Raw genomic sequence first — 14,327 nt, 5'->3', positions numbered from 1 at the left:
CATGGTGACCCGCATCGACCGCCGCATGGCAAAACTGAAAGCCGAAGGCCGCCCGGCGCTCGTCACCTATTTCATGGGCGGCGACCCGGACTACGACACCTCTTTGTCGATCATGAAGGCACTGCCCAAGGCTGGCGCCGACATCATCGAGCTCGGCATGCCGTTCTCCGATCCGATGGCCGACGGCCCGGCAATCCAGGCGGCGGGTCTCAGGGCGCTGAAAGGCGGCCAGACGCTGGTCAAGACGCTGAAGATGGCAGCCGACTTCCGGACCGGCGACAATGAGACGCCGATCGTGCTGATGGGCTACTACAATCCGATCTACATCTATGGCGTCGACCGCTTCCTCAAGGACGCGATCGCCAGCGGCATCGACGGGCTGATCGTCGTCGACCTGCCTCCGGAGATGGACGAGGAACTGTGCATTCCGGCGCTGAAAGCCGGCATCAATTTCATCCGGCTGGCCACACCCACCACCGACGACAAGCGCCTGCCCAAGGTGCTGCAGAACACGTCGGGCTTCGTCTATTACGTCTCGATGACCGGCATCACCGGCTCGGCGCTGGCCGACACCGGCAAGGTGGCGGCGGCGGTCAAGCGCATCAAGGGCCATACCGACCTGCCGGTCTGCGTCGGCTTCGGCGTCAAGACCGCCGAGCAGGCCCGGGTGATCGGCGCCAATGCCGACGGCGTGGTCGTCGGCACCGCGATCGTCAATGCGGTAGCCAATGTGCTGGGACCGAAGGGCGAAAAGACCGCCGATCCGGCCGAAGCCGTCGCCACGCTGGTCAGCGGCCTTGCGCAAGGCGTGCGTTCGGCCCGCCTTGCTGCTGCCGAATAGTTCTCCTACCTCAGCTTTTGCGCATGTCGTTATCCCAAAACCGGTTTCCACTTTTAGGCGACATGCACTAACTCTTCGTCAGGACAGGAGCCGAAGCGATGAACTGGATCACCAATTACGTTCGCCCGAAGATCAATTCGATGCTCGGCCGGCGCACCGACATGCCCGAGAACCTCTGGATCAAGGATCCGGAGACCGGCGAGATGGTGTTCCACAAGGACCTGGAATCCAACCAGTTCGTCATTCCCTCGTCCGGCCATCATATGAAGATTTCGGCCAAGGAGCGGCTGAGATTCTTCTTCGATGGCGGCAAATACGAGACCCTGGACAACCCCAAGGTGATGCAGGATCCGCTGAAATTCCGCGACGAGAAGCGCTATGTCGACCGGTTGAAGGACGCCAAGGCCAAGACCGGCCTTGAGGACGCGATCATCAATGCGCTGGGCACCGTCGAGGGTCTGCCGGTGGTGGTCACGGTGCAGGACTTCGCCTTCATGGGCGGCTCGCTCGGCATGGCTGCCGGCGACGCCATCGTGCATGGCTTCGAAGTGGCCCTGCAGCGCAAGCGGCCGCTGATCCTGTTCGCCGCTTCCGGCGGCGCCCGCATGCAGGAAGGTATTTTGTCCCTGATGCAATTGCCGCGGACAACGATCGGTGTCGACCGGCTGAAGGAAGCCGGCCTGCCCTATATCGTCGTTTTGACCAACCCGACCACGGGCGGCGTGACCGCCTCCTACGCCATGCTGGGCGACGTGCACATTGCCGAGCCCGGCGCGCTGATCGGCTTTGCCGGACCGCGCGTCATCGAACAGACGATCCGCGAGAAATTGCCCGACGGCTTCCAGCGCTCCGAATATCTGATGGAGCACGGCATGGTCGACATGGTGGTGTCGCGGCTGGAGCTGCGCGAAACCATATCGCGGCTGCTCAAGATGCTGCTCAAGCTGCCGGAGGAGCAAAAGCCGCTGGAGCCGGAAATCCTGCCGCCGGCGGCGGTCGCCGCGGAAGCTCGGCCGCAAGCCTGAAGCGACACGAGGCGCCGCGACCGCGATTGCACGAGGGCTTCGGCGCGCTGTAGCTTTTGATTGCCATGGCCATCCGAAACGATTCTGGTTTTCAGGCTCATGCGCTAGGATTCTACCCATGACGACGCTTGCCGCCGACCGCGAAATCGAAGCCCTGATGGCACTTCATCCGAAAGGCTTCGACCTTTCGCTCGACCGCATTTCGCGGCTGCTGGAGCGGCTTGACAATCCGCAGGATCGGCTGCCCCCGGTCATCCACATCGCCGGCACCAACGGCAAAGGCTCGTGCGCCGCCTTTTCGCGCGCCCTGCTCGAGGCCGCGGACTACCGCGTCCATGTCCATACCTCGCCGCATCTGGTCAACTGGCATGAGCGTTACCGGCTGGCCGCCGATGGCGGCGGCAGGCTGGTCGAAGACAGGGTTTTCGCCGATGCTATTGCCCGTGCCGCCAGGGCCAATGAGGGCGAGAAGATCACCGTCTTCGAGATTCTCACCGCAGTCACCTTCCTCTTGTTTTCCGAACACCAGGCCGACGCCGCCATCATCGAGGTCGGGCTCGGCGGCCGCTTCGACGCGACCAATGTCGTCAAGGAGCCCGCTGTGTCGGTGATCATGCCGGTGTCGCTCGACCACGAGGCCTATCTCGGCGACCGTGTCGAACTGATCGCGGCCGAAAAGGCCGGCATCATCAAGCCCGGCTGTCCGGTGGTCATCGGCGCGCAGGAGAGCGAGACGGCGCTGCAGGTGCTGATCGAAACCGCCGAGCGGCTTGAATGCCCCACCTTCGTCTACGGCCAGGATTTCCTTGCCTTCGAGGAAAACGGCCGCATGGTCTACCAGGACGAAGACGGCTTGATGGACCTGCCGCCGCCCAGGCTGCCCGGACGCCACCAGTTCGCCAATGCGGCGGCGGCGATCGCCGCGGTCAAGGCGGCCGGTTTCGAGATCAGCCATCGCGCCGCCGAAAAGGCGATGATCAATGTCGCCTGGCCCGGCCGCATGCAGAAGCTGATGCAGGGCCGGCTGGCCGAACTGGCACCCAAGGGCGCCGACATCTGGCTCGACGGTGGCCACAATCCGGGCGCCGGCGTGGTGGTTGCCGAAGCGTTGGCCGAGCAGGAAGAGAAGAACCCGCGTCCGCTGTTCCTCATCTCGGGCATGATCAACACCAAGGACCAGAGCGGCTATTTCCGTGCCTTCAAGGGCCTCGCCCGGCATGTCTACACGGTGCCGGTGAGCCTCAGCGAGGCCGGCGTGCCTAACGACGAACTGGCGATCCGCGCAACGGAAGCCGGGCTGACCGCCGAGCCGGTGAGTTCCGTCGCCAGCGCGCTGATGCTGCTGCGCGACACCTGGGACGGCCCGGCGCCACGCATCCTGATCAGCGGTTCGTTGTATCTGACCGGCGCGGTGCTGGCCGAGAACGGCACTCCGCCGACCTGAGGTCGGAGTTGCGAGGAACCCGTCATGATCAAGGTCAAGCAGCTCGCTCACGTCTGCATCTTCGCGCATGACCTGGAGGCAACGCGAAGCTTCTATCGCGACGTGCTGGGCCTGGATACGCAGTTCAATTTCCTGCGCGACGGCAAGATTTTCGGGTTCTACCTCAATTGCGGCGGGCGCAGCCACATCGAGGTGTTCCAGAAGGACGGCACGGCCTACACCGAGCAGAACCAGATCAACCATTTCTGCCTCGAGGTGGAAAACATCGATGCTGCGATCGATCACATCAAATCGAAGGGCATCGACGTCACGGCCAAGAAGCACGCCTGCGACGACACTTTCCAGGCGTGGATCCGCGATCCCAACGGCGTGAAGATCGAGCTGTTCGAATACACCGGCAAAAGCGCACAGTTCGCCGGCGGCGACCGCATCGCCGATTGGTAGAGCATTCCTCCTTTTCCGTGAAACGGTGAAACGCCCTAACGCGTGTCGCGTCTGAACGGATTCAGGTGACCCGCTTTAGGCCATTGTTTTTATGCATGTCGTCTTCCCAAAACAGAGATCACTTTTGGGCGACATGCATTAGAAATCCCAAGGTGAGATCAGCTCGAGGTTGGCCGGGCCGAAGTCGTTCAGGTTACGCGTTGCCAGCCGACCGCCATTCACGCGCGCTATCGCTGCAATCATGCCATCGGGTGCCGACATGCCCCGGCCCTTGCGCGTCGCCGTTCCCATAATCTCGCCATAAGCCAGAGCCGCCTCCTCCGTCAGCCCAAAAATGCGACCGGCAAAGCGATGGCGCCATTGGGAGAGACCTTGCTCCAGGCGATCGGCACGCTCGTCAGGTCGTATCTTTTGGATACCGAAAGCGATTTCGGCAATCGCCACCGTGGGAAGCGCCAGTTCGGTATCGTTGCGAACCAGCCAAGCCATGACAGCCGCGTCAGGCGCCTTTCCAAGGCTCTCAGAAATCACATTGGTGTCGACGAAAATCAAAGCTCCGGCCCTGTATGGACCTTGCGGTTTTCCCGGATGATTTTTTCCAGATCGATGTCGACGCCAACGCTTGCCGTCAGGCGGGAGTAGAAGGCGGATGCCGGTTCTCGCCCGGCCTCGCGAATCTCATAGGATTCAAGCGCGCGTTCGACGATATCAGCTATTGAGCGGTTTTCGCGACGAGCGAGTCGATGCGCAAGATCACGTGCTTTTGCGCTGCGGACGGAAAGCTGGGGTTCGGCCATTTCAAACTCCCTTTTGAAAAGATATAGCCTTTCCTGCCCCTGCCATCAAGATGGCAGATGATGGCACGCCATCACTTCAGCTCGATCTCGATGAAGGCGTATTCACCCTCATTGGCGCTGATCACGTCGTGCTCGACGCCTTCCTTGCGGAAATAGGGTGCGCCCTTCTTCATCTCGGCGAAGTTCTCGCCATCCTTGGTCACCAGCTTCACCTTGCCGTCCATCAGCGGCACCACGACATAGTCATGGCCATGGCGATGCCAGCCGGTATTGTCGCCCGGCTGGAAGCGGTATTCGGTGACGATGACGCGCTCATTGTCGATGAAGACGGTGGCCTTGGCGGATCCGGTCATATCATTTCTCCCTGCTTGCGCTGCCAACAGAAGACATGGATCGCCCGGATGTGAGGGCCAGAGCCTGTTACCAATGACGCCAACAAAAAGCCCGGCGCGAGGCCGGGCTTGATATCAGGAATTTCAGACAGGTCAGGCGAGGTTGCCATTGATCCAGTGCGACAGCGCGGTCTTCGGCGCCGCACCCACCTTCATGTCGGCCATTTCGCCGCCCTTGAAGATCATCAGCGTCGGGATCGAGCGCACGCCGAACTGGGCGGCAAGCTCGGGATTCTCGTCGATGTTCAGCTTGGCGATCTTGACCTTGGCGCCGAGTTCGGTGGCGATGTCTTCGAGCGCCGGAGCGATCTGCTTGCAGGGGCCGCACCATTCCGCCCAGAAATCGACGACGACCGGTACGTTGGCGTCAAGCACGTCAGCCTGGAAGTTGCTCTTGTCGACCTTCACGGTTGCCATATGGAAAAATCCTTTTGAAAGTTTTTGTACCACCAAATGTGGTGGCGATCGCGCCCTTCTTCAAGCAGGTGTTGTGTCACGCTCGCGTGAGTCGAGCAAGAGCGTCGTCCATGGCGCTGGCCGGCAGTTCGATCAGCCGTGGCGCCTCGGTGAACAGCAAGGCCGCCTTGACCGTGCGGCCGGGATAGAGCGGTTGCAGCAAGGCGCGATAGAGCGCGAGCTGCAGGACATAGGCCGGCGTAACCTCGGCCAGAGAGCCGGGCGCCGGCCGATTGGTCTTGTAGTCGACGATCGACACACTGTCCGATGTCACCGCCAACCGGTCGATCTTGCCGGAAATCGAGCGCTTCTTGCCCTTGACCTCCAGGCTGCCCATGATCGCGACTTCGGCACGCGACGATGGCGCAAACAACTGACCGAAGCCGACGTCGGCAAGGATTGATGTGACCGACGCCAGGGCTTTTTCGCGCTCTGACGGCGGCCAGTCCGCGCCCGTTCTTGCGAGATAGCGCCGCGCCGCGCCCGTGCGTTCGGGCTCGGCAATGCCGGGCAGCATCTGCAGCAGTTTGTGCAGGGCAAGCCCGCGCAGCACCGCAAAGCCCGGCTCGGCATCGGCGTCCAGCACCGGAGACGTCTTGTCGACCACAGCTTCCTTGCCTTCGTCTATCAGCGCCGAGGCACCGGATGGCGACAGCGGACGCGGCAGATCCTCGAAGGGCGGCAAGGGCCGGAACAAAGTCGCCGGCAAAGGTCCGAAAGCATCCGTCCGCCGCGCCTGCTCGCTGGAAGCCTGGGCGACCGGCGGCAGCTTGGTGACATGGAAACGATGCACCGGCTCGCCGCCGGCGGGATGCGCACGCTGTTCGCTTTCCGGCGCGCCGATCAGCGCGCGGCTGACGATCGAGTGCCAGGTGCCGGCGTTCGGCGCCCGCTTGCCGTGATAGCCGCAGACGATCAGCCGGTCCTCGGCACGGGTCATGCCGACATAGAGCAGCCGGCGGTATTCGTCGTCGGCGAGTTCCCGTGCCCGCGCTGCCGCTGCTTTGGAAAAGCCGTTGGCGACGTCGCTGGCCGAGCGCCAGAGATAGCCCTTGCCGTCCCAATTCGCGCCGGAGCCGTCGAAGGGCATCAGGCGCGGCAAATGCTGGTCGCTGAACGGGGCGGAACCGCCATCGACCAGGAACACGACCGGCGCTTCCAGCCCCTTGGCAGCGTGCACGGTCATGACCCGGACCTCGTCGCGGGTCTGGTCCATCTCCCGCTTGATCTCGGGACCGGCGTTTTCCAGCGTCGACAGGAAGGCTTCCAGCCCCGGCAGGCCGGTTCGCTCCTCGGCAAGGCAGAAGCTCAGGAACTCGTCGAGAATGTCGCCGGCTTCGGGCCCAAGCCGCGCGATCATCTTGCGGCGCACGCCATCGCGCGCCAGCAGGCAAGCGTAAAACTCGAACACCGGTTTGAAGGCGGCCTCGTTCGTCCAGATGTCGACCTGAGCGACGATCTTCGCCATTCTCTCGCTTTCGCCGGCGTGCTGGCGCAGCGATGCGATCAACGACAGGCCAGCCGGCCTCTGCGCGGCGAGCGTGAAAAGCGTCTCTTCCGGCAGATCGAAGATCGGGCTGCGCAGCACCGCGGCGAGCGACAGGTCGTCCTGCGGCTGGATGAGGAGGTGACCGAGCGCAATCAGGTCCTTGACCGCGATGTGCCCGGGCAGGCTCAGCCGGTCGGCGCCGGCGACCGGAATGTCGCGGCGTTTGAGTGCGCGGGTCAGCGCATGGACGAAGCGATCGCGTTTGCGCACCAGCACAAGCACATCGCCCGGCCGCAGCCGCTTGCCGCGACCCTCGATGATCTCACCGGTGCCGATCCAGCCGGCTATGGTGGCGGCGACGTTCTCGGCCACGCGCACCGCCGGCGCGTGCGCATGGTCGATGGCTTGCGTCCAGTCGTCGGGCTCATCGACGACATCGGCGCCGACTGACGGCCACACCTCGACATAGCCCGGTGCGTCGGTGCGGATCGCCTGGTGGCGCAGCGGATCGGGATCATGGCTGATGCCGCGCCGCACGCTCGCGTCGGCAAAGACGCGGTCGACCGCGGTCAGAACATCGTCGGTCGAGCGGAACGACCAGGTCAGCTTGAGGTCGGCAAAGGACGCCTCGGCGTCACGCACTCGTCCGGCGAACAACAGCCGGCTGTCGGCGAAGGAGTCCGGGGCAGCCCCCTGGAACGAATAGATCGACTGCTTCTCGTCGCCGACGGCGAAGACCGTGCGATGGACCCTGTCGCGCGCGCCCAAGCCGGCAAAGAATTCTTCCGCCAGCCGTTTCACCACTTCCCATTGGTCCGGACTGGTGTCCTGCGCTTCATCGAGCAGGATATGGTCGATGCCCTGGTCGAGCTTGTACTGCACCCAGGGGCCGGCGTCTGGTCGCGCCAGCAGGTTGACGGTGCGGGTGATCAGGTCGTTGAAATCGAGAAAGCCGCGGCTGCGCTTCAGCATTTCGTAGCGGGCGATCAGCCAGTCGGCGATGGTCAGCGCCGCTCTTGTACCCTCCAGCATCCGGAACAGGGCCAGCCGGTCGGTGGTTTCGACGATGACGTTGGCGGCCGAGAGATAGCGCTCCGCCAGATCCGGCAGCCGGTCGACCAGGGCCTTCTTGAAGGCCTTTGCCGGGTCGTAGGCGTCGCCATCGGTCTTGAGGAAGGCTCGCGCGAGCAGTTGCAGGCGCCGAATGGGATCGCCCTCGGCGAAAGCCTGCCGCGCATAGGGCAGGATGTTGTTCAGCACCGATCTGGCGTCGGTGGCCTCGGCTGCGTGGGCGAAGCCGGCAAAATAGTCGGGCAGGAAACCCGGCAACGGCCATACCGAAGCGGCTATGCCCTCGGCCGTCTGGCCTGGATGGAAATGGAATTCGTCGAACAGGGCCTGGAAGCGCGTGCCGTCACGCCCGACGGCGTCGATGAAATTGCGCAAGCCGTCGCGCTTGCGCACGATCTCACCCAGCAAGGCGTCTAGCCCGGCTTCGCCGCCCAGATCGAGAATGGCGGCAAAAGCCTCAGCCAGATTCTTGTCACCGGCGGATGTGCCCGAAATCATCTCGCGGCGAGCCGCGGCAAACAGCGAGGCCTCCATCTGGCCGTCGAGCATCTCGAAATGGGCCGGGATATTGGCTTCCAGCGGGAACTGGTGCAGCACCGATTCGCAGAAGGCATGGATGGTCTGGATCTTCAGCCCACCGGGTGTTTCCAGCGCCTCGGCGAACAGGCGCCGCGCCCGGCGCATGGTCTCGAGATCGGGCCGGCGGCCCTCCAGCGCCTCGACCTTTGCCGCAAGGTCCGCGTCACCAAGCGTCGTCCACTCCGACAGCGTCGAGAACACCCGGTTCGACATGTTGGCGGCGGCGGCACGCGTATAGGTCAGGCACAGGATCTTCGACGGATCGGTGCCGCGCAGCAGCAGCCGGATGACGCGCTGGGCCAGCACATGGGTCTTGCCGGATCCGGCATTCGCCGACACCCAGGCGGAATTGCCGGGATCGGCGGCGCGGGCCTGGCTGGTCGCGGTGTCGCTGGGGATCGGATAGGCCTTTTTCATGCCTCCCCTCCCTCGTCACCGGCATCGCCGCCTGCCGACCATTCGAGCACGCGGGCAAGATGGTCGTAGTCGCCATCGGTCTCGCCTTCGCGGAACGGCAGCGCGCGCGACAGATAACCCGTCGCAGGATCGGCATAGTGGATCAACAGCTTTTCCAGCCGCGCCCAGGCCTCTTCGGCAAGGTCGGTCGCGGTCCGCGGCTGGCGATTGTGTTCGAGGATGGATTCCTCGAACACCTCGCCATTCGGCTTCAGCCTGATGAAGGCCAGTTGAGAGGGCTCGCGCGCGCCCAAATCCTTGAAGGCGCCGCGCCTGAGCAGCGCGCCCTCCAACGCCAGTTGCGGCGCAAGCAGTGTGTGCGCCTGCGCCTTGGACGGCGAGGACCCCGTCTTGTAATCCAGTATGTCGGCCATGCCGCCGGCCAAAAGGTCAACGCGGTCGGCGTAGCCGGACAGAGTCACGCCGGATTGGCCGACGACGGTCTTTCCGGCGCGCTCCTCGGCATGGCGCCTTGTCACTGCATCGGCGCGCGTGCGCTCCCACTCGATGATGTTTGCGGCGAGTTTCTCGAAACGTGGCCACCACACGGCCTCGACATCCGCCGGAAGGTCGGCTTCGACGAAACAGACGCGGCCGGCTGCGATAAGGCCGGCAAGCGCATCGGGGGCGCGCGGATCGGCGACGCTGCCTGAGAACAGGTGCAGGATGGCGTGAAACAGCGTGCCGCGCTCGGCCGCACCAGGATCGCGAATGACCGGATCGAGCGGCATCAGGCCGAGGATGCGTCTTGCATAGACGGCGTAGGGGTCACGGCGCAGGGTCTCGATCTCGGTGACCGAGAAATGCGTCGGGCGCACCGACAAGGGCGGCTTCGGCTGCGGCCGTGGCGCGAAATCCTGCCTTGGGCCTGTATCCAGCGCGCGCGCCCAGGCGAGCAGTTCGTCGCCACGCCGGCGCAACTCTGCTGCCTGATCGTTGCCGATGAAGGTCAACAGCCGCTGCAGCCAGCGTGATGGCACGGCGGGTGCGTCGCCGGCACGCGCCGAGCGGGACAGCACGACCTTCCCAGCCCCCATGGCCATCTGGAAATCATGCGCGGCAAGGCCGATGCGCCGTTCCGGCGGTTCGAGGTCGATGCCGGTCTTCATCAGCCGCGACATGAAGCGGTCGCTCTCTGGCTTGCGCGGCCACACGCCCTCGTTGAGCCCGCCGATGACCAGCGTATCGACAGTCTGCAAGCGCGCTTCCAGCGCGCCCCAGATGGCGATGTTCCGGTCGGTGCCGTGTGCCGGCTTGACCGTTTCAGGCGCGATCAGCGCCGCCATGATATCGGGCCACTCGGTCGCCGCGAAGGATAGCGAAGCCGAAGCCGCGACCAGCCCGCGCAGCAGTTCGGCAAGCTTCTCGCCGGCGTCACCGGCATAGAGTTCGGCAAGGCCGCCATCGACGGTGCGGCCGAGATTTTCGAGGATGGCGACACTGGCCCTGACAAGCGCGGCAAGGTCGGCATCGTCCCGGCCGCGGAAGGCTGCGAGCGGCGCCAGCGCCGGCTTGAGACGTTCAAGCAAATTCCGGGCGGTTTCGATGGAGCGCACGGTCAGCCGGGAAAACCAGAAGGGCTGCCGGCTGCCGCCGCCCAGGCCGGTGAGGCGGGCCTCAAACAGTTCCGGCAGCGAAACGATGTCGGGGCGGCCGGTGCCGCCGCGCAGCGCCACCAGCTCGACCAGTTCCGCCGCGTGGCGCACATCGGCCCGTTCGAGGCCAAGGCCAAGCAGCGGATGCTTGAGCAGCGACAGCAGGCCGACCGGATCGCCTGGCCTGAATAATGCCTCGAGCGCCAGCCTGAGCAGGCTGGCCGCGGGGGTGTTGGCGAGCGGCGTGCCACCGGAATCGTCGGCCGCGACGCCGAAGCGCTGGAGCTCGATCGAGACGCGCCGCGCCAGCGCGCGGTCGCCGGTGACGAGAGCCGCCCTTTGGCCGGGCTGTTCGACCGCGCGCTTGAGCGCGACGGCGATGGCGACAGCTTCATCGCGTTCGCTGGCAGCTTCGAGCAAGGTCACCTCGGCGAAGGCGCCGGCAATGTCGGACGCCGGGAAACCGGCACGTGTCTCGGCCCAGAGTTCGGTGGTTTCGGCCGGCCGCAGCGCTTCGCCGACAAGGGCGGCGCGAAGCGCAAGTCGCGGTTCGGCCACGCCAATCTCCTCGACGTCGCCGCGCAATACGCCGATCTTGCCGATCAGCCTGGCCAAGCCATATTGCGGGTGGCCGAGTACGGCTGGACGCGCGCCAGGCGCGGCAATCGCCTGGAACGACGCTTCGTCCAGCGTCCGGTCGAGGCCCGGCAGCACGATGGCGCCGCCGGGCAAGCGCGCGATCGCGGCAAGCAGTTCGGCCGTGGCGGGTATCGAGCCGGTCGAGCCCGCGGCGATAACGGGGCCAGCGGGCGGATTGCGCAGCAGCCGCGCCGCCTCGGCGCGGATCAGCGCACTGCGATGCGCGGCCGGATTGGAGCGGTCGCTTTCCGCGAGGAATTTCGGCCAGGCTTCGGTGACGATGCCGAGGAATTCGAGGGTCACCTGCCACCACCCGGCAAGGTTGCCGGTCACCAGATCGGTGAGCTTGGCCCAGTCCGTTCCTTCCGTCTCGATCTCGTCCATCAGCCGGGCGAGATCGCGCGCCAGCCAGATTGCGTCGGCGGTGGAAGCCGGGATGACGATCTCCTCGGCGAAAAGGGCGGCGACATGCGCCGGCAGCCGGCGTTTCCAGGCCCGGACCAGCGGCGTCAGCAGCAACAGGCGTTCGGTTGCCGAAATCGGCGGCGCGAGATCGATGGCCGCCGATGCCTCGGTCTCGAATGCAGCCTCATCCTCGTCGAACTCGCCCAGTGGCCGGATGACCGGCAGGATCGCCGAGCCGCCGCCGCCGCGTGCCGCCAGGCTGTCGACGAAGACACCCCGCAGAGCGCGCGCGGCACGGCGTGTCGGCACATAGATGGTGACATCGGCCAAAGCGAGCGGGTCTCCGTCAAATCGAAACCCCGGAACAAGACGGCCGGCAAGCAACGCCTCGGCAAGCGTCGGCAGAAACGGCGCTCCGGGGGGGATTGAGAAAACGCGGCTGGAGCCGCTCATTGCGACTCGATGAGCGCACCGGCGACCGCCGCTTCCGCGAGCGGTACGGCATCGGGCGTGCCGACGGTGATCCAGTGGCCATGCATGGGCATGCCGAACAGGCGGCCGGCCGCGATGGCGGAATCGAAATAGGCGTTGAGCGAGTGCGGCCCGGCCGGTGCACCCTCGAACAGGCGCGGATGGACGATCGCCGCCCCGGCATAGATCAGCCCCGCCGGGTCGCCTTTCGAACGCCGCAAGCCGCCATCCGGCGCCACCAGGAAATCGGTGCTGCCGCAGTGTCCGGTCGCCTGTTGGAGATCCGCCAGCATCAGCAGAATATCCATTTTCGCCGCGTCCCATGCAAGGGCGAGGCGCTGGAGATTGAGAGGACCGTCATCGATCCAAAACGTGTCGGCGTTGAGGATGTAGAAGGGCTGATCGCCCAGTTCCCGCAACGCCTTGACGATGCCGCCGGCGGAATCGAGCAGTTGTTCGCTCTCGTCGGAAATGACGATGTTTGGCGCGCGGCGCGCGGCGACATGGGCGACGATCTGTTCGGGAAAGTAGTGGACGTTGACGACCGCCTTGCCGACGCCGGCGGCGGCCAGGCTGTCGAGGCTCCAGTCGAGCAACGTCTTGCCGGCTATCCTGACCAGCGGCTTGGGGATGGTGTCGGTAATCGGCCGCATGCGTTTGCCAAGGCCGGCTGCGAGTACGATGGCGGTGTCGGGTCCTGCTGTCACAGCGCTCGCTCCTCCAGCAAACCGTGGGCGTCGTAGAACTCGCGCAGGCTTGCCAGCGCCGGATGAGACAAGGCCCGGCGCAGATAATCGCGAATGCGCGGCAGGTGTTTCAGATAATAGGGCTTGCCGTCGCGCTTTTCGAGACGGACGAAGATGCCGAGGATCTTGGAATTCCGCTGCGCCGCCATGACGGCGTAGGTTTCGAGGAAGCTTGCTTCGTCGAAAGCACCGGCTGCGTGGCGCGCGGCGACATAGGCGTCGAGCGCCGCTCTCTCGAGCTCGGGCGACATCGTAACACGAGCGTCCATGGCAAGCGAAGCGACGTCATAGGCGGACGGGCCGATCAGCGCATCCTGGAAATCGACGATGCCCAGCCGGTCATGGCCGGAACGATCACCGCGCCAGATGATGTTGGGTGAATGGAAATCGCGCAGCATCAGCGTGTACTCGCGGCCTTGCAGCCGGTCGAGGAGCGCGTTCCATTGCTTGTGGTAACCGGCGCGCAAGCTGTCACTTGCCGGGTCGCCCGATATCGCCGGTACATACCAGTCGACCAGCAGATCGGCTTCGATCATCATGGCATCGCGGTCGAAGGGTGGCACGTCGTGGAAGCCGCCGTGTCCTGTTTCCAGGCGCTGCGGCCAGGTCCTGCCATGCATCATGGCCAGCAGCTCGGCCGCCGCCATGTAGCGCTCGGCCACCGGCTGGCCATCGCCGCCGAGAAACCCCTCGGAACCGAGATGTTCGAGCAGCAAAAATCCCTGCTCCTGGTCCTCGGCATGGATTTCCGGAACGCTGACCCCACCCGCTTTCAAGGCGCGGTCGATGGCTACGAAGGCGGAGACCGACTGGGCGGTGTGCGCGATCTCTGCATAGGGCTTGCCGTCGCGAACCGGCGGGCCGAGCACCAGCCGTGGTGAGTTCATCAGCACTTGCGGCTTTCGGTCCGGCAGCGAAACGATCTCATAGGAGCGGGCCGAGGCATCGCCGATGAAATGGCGGCGCTGCGCTTCCCCCCAGCCGGCGTTCACGAGAAAGTCGCGCATGGCCAGCGACCGTGCCGCCCGATCGAAGGCATCACCCTGCCCTGACAATCGCGCCAGCCGGCCGTCGCCATGCTGGACGAGCTCTATCAGGATCGTGGTTTTCGGCAGATGGGCTTCCGCCCGTTCCGGCCATTCGACCAAAGCAGCACCCTGCGCCAGGGCTTCGTCGAACCCAAGCTCATCGAGCTCGTCCGCCGAGGACAGGCGGTAGAGATCGAAATGATGGACCGGAATGCGGGTGTCGTAGCTCTGCACCAATGTGAAGGTCGGACTCGGAACGTCGAGGCCGGCATCGTCGGCCAGGGTCCTGATCAAGGCCCGCGCCAGCGTCGACTTGCCGGCGCCCAGATCGCCCTTGAGGGCGATCACGTCGCCCGGGCGCAGCGACAGCGCCAGATCTTCGCCCAGCCGCGCTGTGTGGGTCTCGTCGGCGAGTAATCGCTCCAGCACCAGTCCGGTCATCGAACGCG

At 64.9% G+C, this 14,327-nt stretch carries 12 protein-coding genes; 4 read left to right on the top strand and 8 right to left on the bottom strand.

The window, feature by feature from the left end:
• Position 1: 1 nt before the first annotated feature.
• The 4 genes from trpA (at position 2) to NKI99_RS13080 (ending at position 3,754) form a co-directional block, all read left to right on the top strand.
• A complete protein-coding gene (gene trpA / locus NKI99_RS13095) occupies positions 2-841 on the top strand; it encodes a tryptophan synthase subunit alpha (RefSeq protein WP_352611037.1) in 840 nt (279 codons plus the stop codon).
• Positions 842-939: 98 nt separating this feature from the next.
• On the top strand, positions 940-1,866 hold the full coding sequence (gene accD / locus NKI99_RS13090; RefSeq protein ID WP_023810617.1) for an acetyl-CoA carboxylase, carboxyltransferase subunit beta: 927 nt from the start codon (positions 940-942) through the stop codon (positions 1,864-1,866).
• Between the two features lie 118 nt (positions 1,867-1,984).
• Positions 1,985-3,310 (top strand): bifunctional folylpolyglutamate synthase/dihydrofolate synthase, encoded by a 1,326-nt coding sequence (locus tag NKI99_RS13085; RefSeq protein ID WP_352440510.1) that lies wholly within the window; start codon positions 1,985-1,987, stop codon positions 3,308-3,310.
• 24 nt (positions 3,311-3,334) lie between these two features.
• The gene (locus NKI99_RS13080; RefSeq protein ID WP_023810619.1) at positions 3,335-3,754 is read left to right on the top strand and encodes a VOC family protein; all 420 of its coding nucleotides are present in this window, start codon (positions 3,335-3,337) and stop codon (positions 3,752-3,754) included.
• 138 nt (positions 3,755-3,892) lie between these two features.
• On the opposite strand, the gene NKI99_RS13075 is transcribed toward NKI99_RS13080, so the two are convergent.
• From NKI99_RS13075 to tsaE, 8 genes are all read right to left on the bottom strand, one after another.
• A complete protein-coding gene (locus NKI99_RS13075) occupies positions 3,893-4,306 on the bottom strand; it encodes a type II toxin-antitoxin system VapC family toxin (protein WP_352440512.1) in 414 nt (137 codons plus the stop codon).
• Positions 4,303-4,551 carry a plasmid stabilization protein gene (locus NKI99_RS13070; protein ID WP_352440513.1) on the bottom strand — a complete coding sequence of 83 codons (249 nt, stop codon included), beginning with the start codon at positions 4,549-4,551 and terminating at the stop codon, positions 4,303-4,305. The genes NKI99_RS13075 and NKI99_RS13070 overlap by 4 nt, the downstream gene beginning before the upstream one ends.
• Before the next feature lie 71 nt (positions 4,552-4,622).
• Positions 4,623-4,904, bottom strand: a complete 282-nt coding sequence (locus tag NKI99_RS13065; RefSeq protein WP_023810622.1) for a cupin domain-containing protein — start codon at positions 4,902-4,904, stop codon at positions 4,623-4,625.
• 132 nt (positions 4,905-5,036) lie between these two features.
• Complete coding sequence (gene trxA / locus NKI99_RS13060) at positions 5,037-5,360, bottom strand: thioredoxin (protein WP_023810623.1); 324 nt, start codon at positions 5,358-5,360, stop codon at positions 5,037-5,039.
• A gap of 76 nt (positions 5,361-5,436) precedes the next feature.
• Positions 5,437-8,955 (bottom strand): double-strand break repair helicase AddA, encoded by a 3,519-nt coding sequence (gene addA / locus NKI99_RS13055; protein ID WP_352611036.1) that lies wholly within the window; start codon positions 8,953-8,955, stop codon positions 5,437-5,439.
• Positions 8,952-12,086, bottom strand: coding sequence for a double-strand break repair protein AddB (gene addB, locus NKI99_RS13050; RefSeq protein WP_352611035.1), 3,135 nt, complete (start codon positions 12,084-12,086; stop codon positions 8,952-8,954). Before addB ends, addA begins: the two co-directional genes overlap by 4 nt.
• Entirely contained in the window at positions 12,083-12,811 is a 729-nt protein-coding gene (locus NKI99_RS13045) for a nucleotidyltransferase family protein (protein ID WP_352611034.1), read from the bottom strand. Before NKI99_RS13045 ends, addB begins: the two co-directional genes overlap by 4 nt.
• Positions 12,808-14,319, bottom strand: coding sequence for a tRNA (adenosine(37)-N6)-threonylcarbamoyltransferase complex ATPase subunit type 1 TsaE (gene tsaE / locus NKI99_RS13040; RefSeq protein WP_023810627.1), 1,512 nt, complete (start codon positions 14,317-14,319; stop codon positions 12,808-12,810). Before tsaE ends, NKI99_RS13045 begins: the two co-directional genes overlap by 4 nt.
• Between the last annotated feature and the right edge of the window lie 8 nt (positions 14,320-14,327).

The organism is Mesorhizobium sp. M0239 (genome assembly GCF_040321815.1).
GTDB lineage: Bacteria > Pseudomonadota > Alphaproteobacteria > Rhizobiales > Rhizobiaceae > Mesorhizobium.
Note: the sequence above shows the minus strand (reverse complement) of the source record. Positions and strands in the feature narration are given on the sequence as shown.

What these genes read in the sequence shown, in the direction of transcription:
- trpA (WP_352611037.1), top strand. Translation starts at nt 2, where the DNA reads ATGGTGACCCGCATCGACCGCCGCATGGCAAAACTGAAAGCCGAAGGC.
- accD (WP_023810617.1), top strand. Translation starts at nt 940, where the DNA reads ATGAACTGGATCACCAATTACGTTCGCCCGAAGATCAATTCGATGCTC.
- NKI99_RS13085 (WP_352440510.1), top strand. Translation starts at nt 1,985, where the DNA reads ATGACGACGCTTGCCGCCGACCGCGAAATCGAAGCCCTGATGGCACTT.
- NKI99_RS13080 (WP_023810619.1), top strand. Translation starts at nt 3,335, where the DNA reads ATGATCAAGGTCAAGCAGCTCGCTCACGTCTGCATCTTCGCGCATGAC.
- NKI99_RS13070 (WP_352440513.1), bottom strand. Translation starts at nt 4,551, where the DNA reads ATGGCCGAACCCCAGCTTTCCGTCCGCAGCGCAAAAGCACGTGATCTT.
- NKI99_RS13065 (WP_023810622.1), bottom strand. Translation starts at nt 4,904, where the DNA reads ATGACCGGATCCGCCAAGGCCACCGTCTTCATCGACAATGAGCGCGTC.
- trxA (WP_023810623.1), bottom strand. Translation starts at nt 5,360, where the DNA reads ATGGCAACCGTGAAGGTCGACAAGAGCAACTTCCAGGCTGACGTGCTT.
- addA (WP_352611036.1), bottom strand. Translation starts at nt 8,955, where the DNA reads ATGAAAAAGGCCTATCCGATCCCCAGCGACACCGCGACCAGCCAGGCC.
- addB (WP_352611035.1), bottom strand. Translation starts at nt 12,086, where the DNA reads ATGAGCGGCTCCAGCCGCGTTTTCTCAATCCCCCCCGGAGCGCCGTTT.
- tsaE (WP_023810627.1), bottom strand. Translation starts at nt 14,319, where the DNA reads ATGACCGGACTGGTGCTGGAGCGATTACTCGCCGACGAGACCCACACA.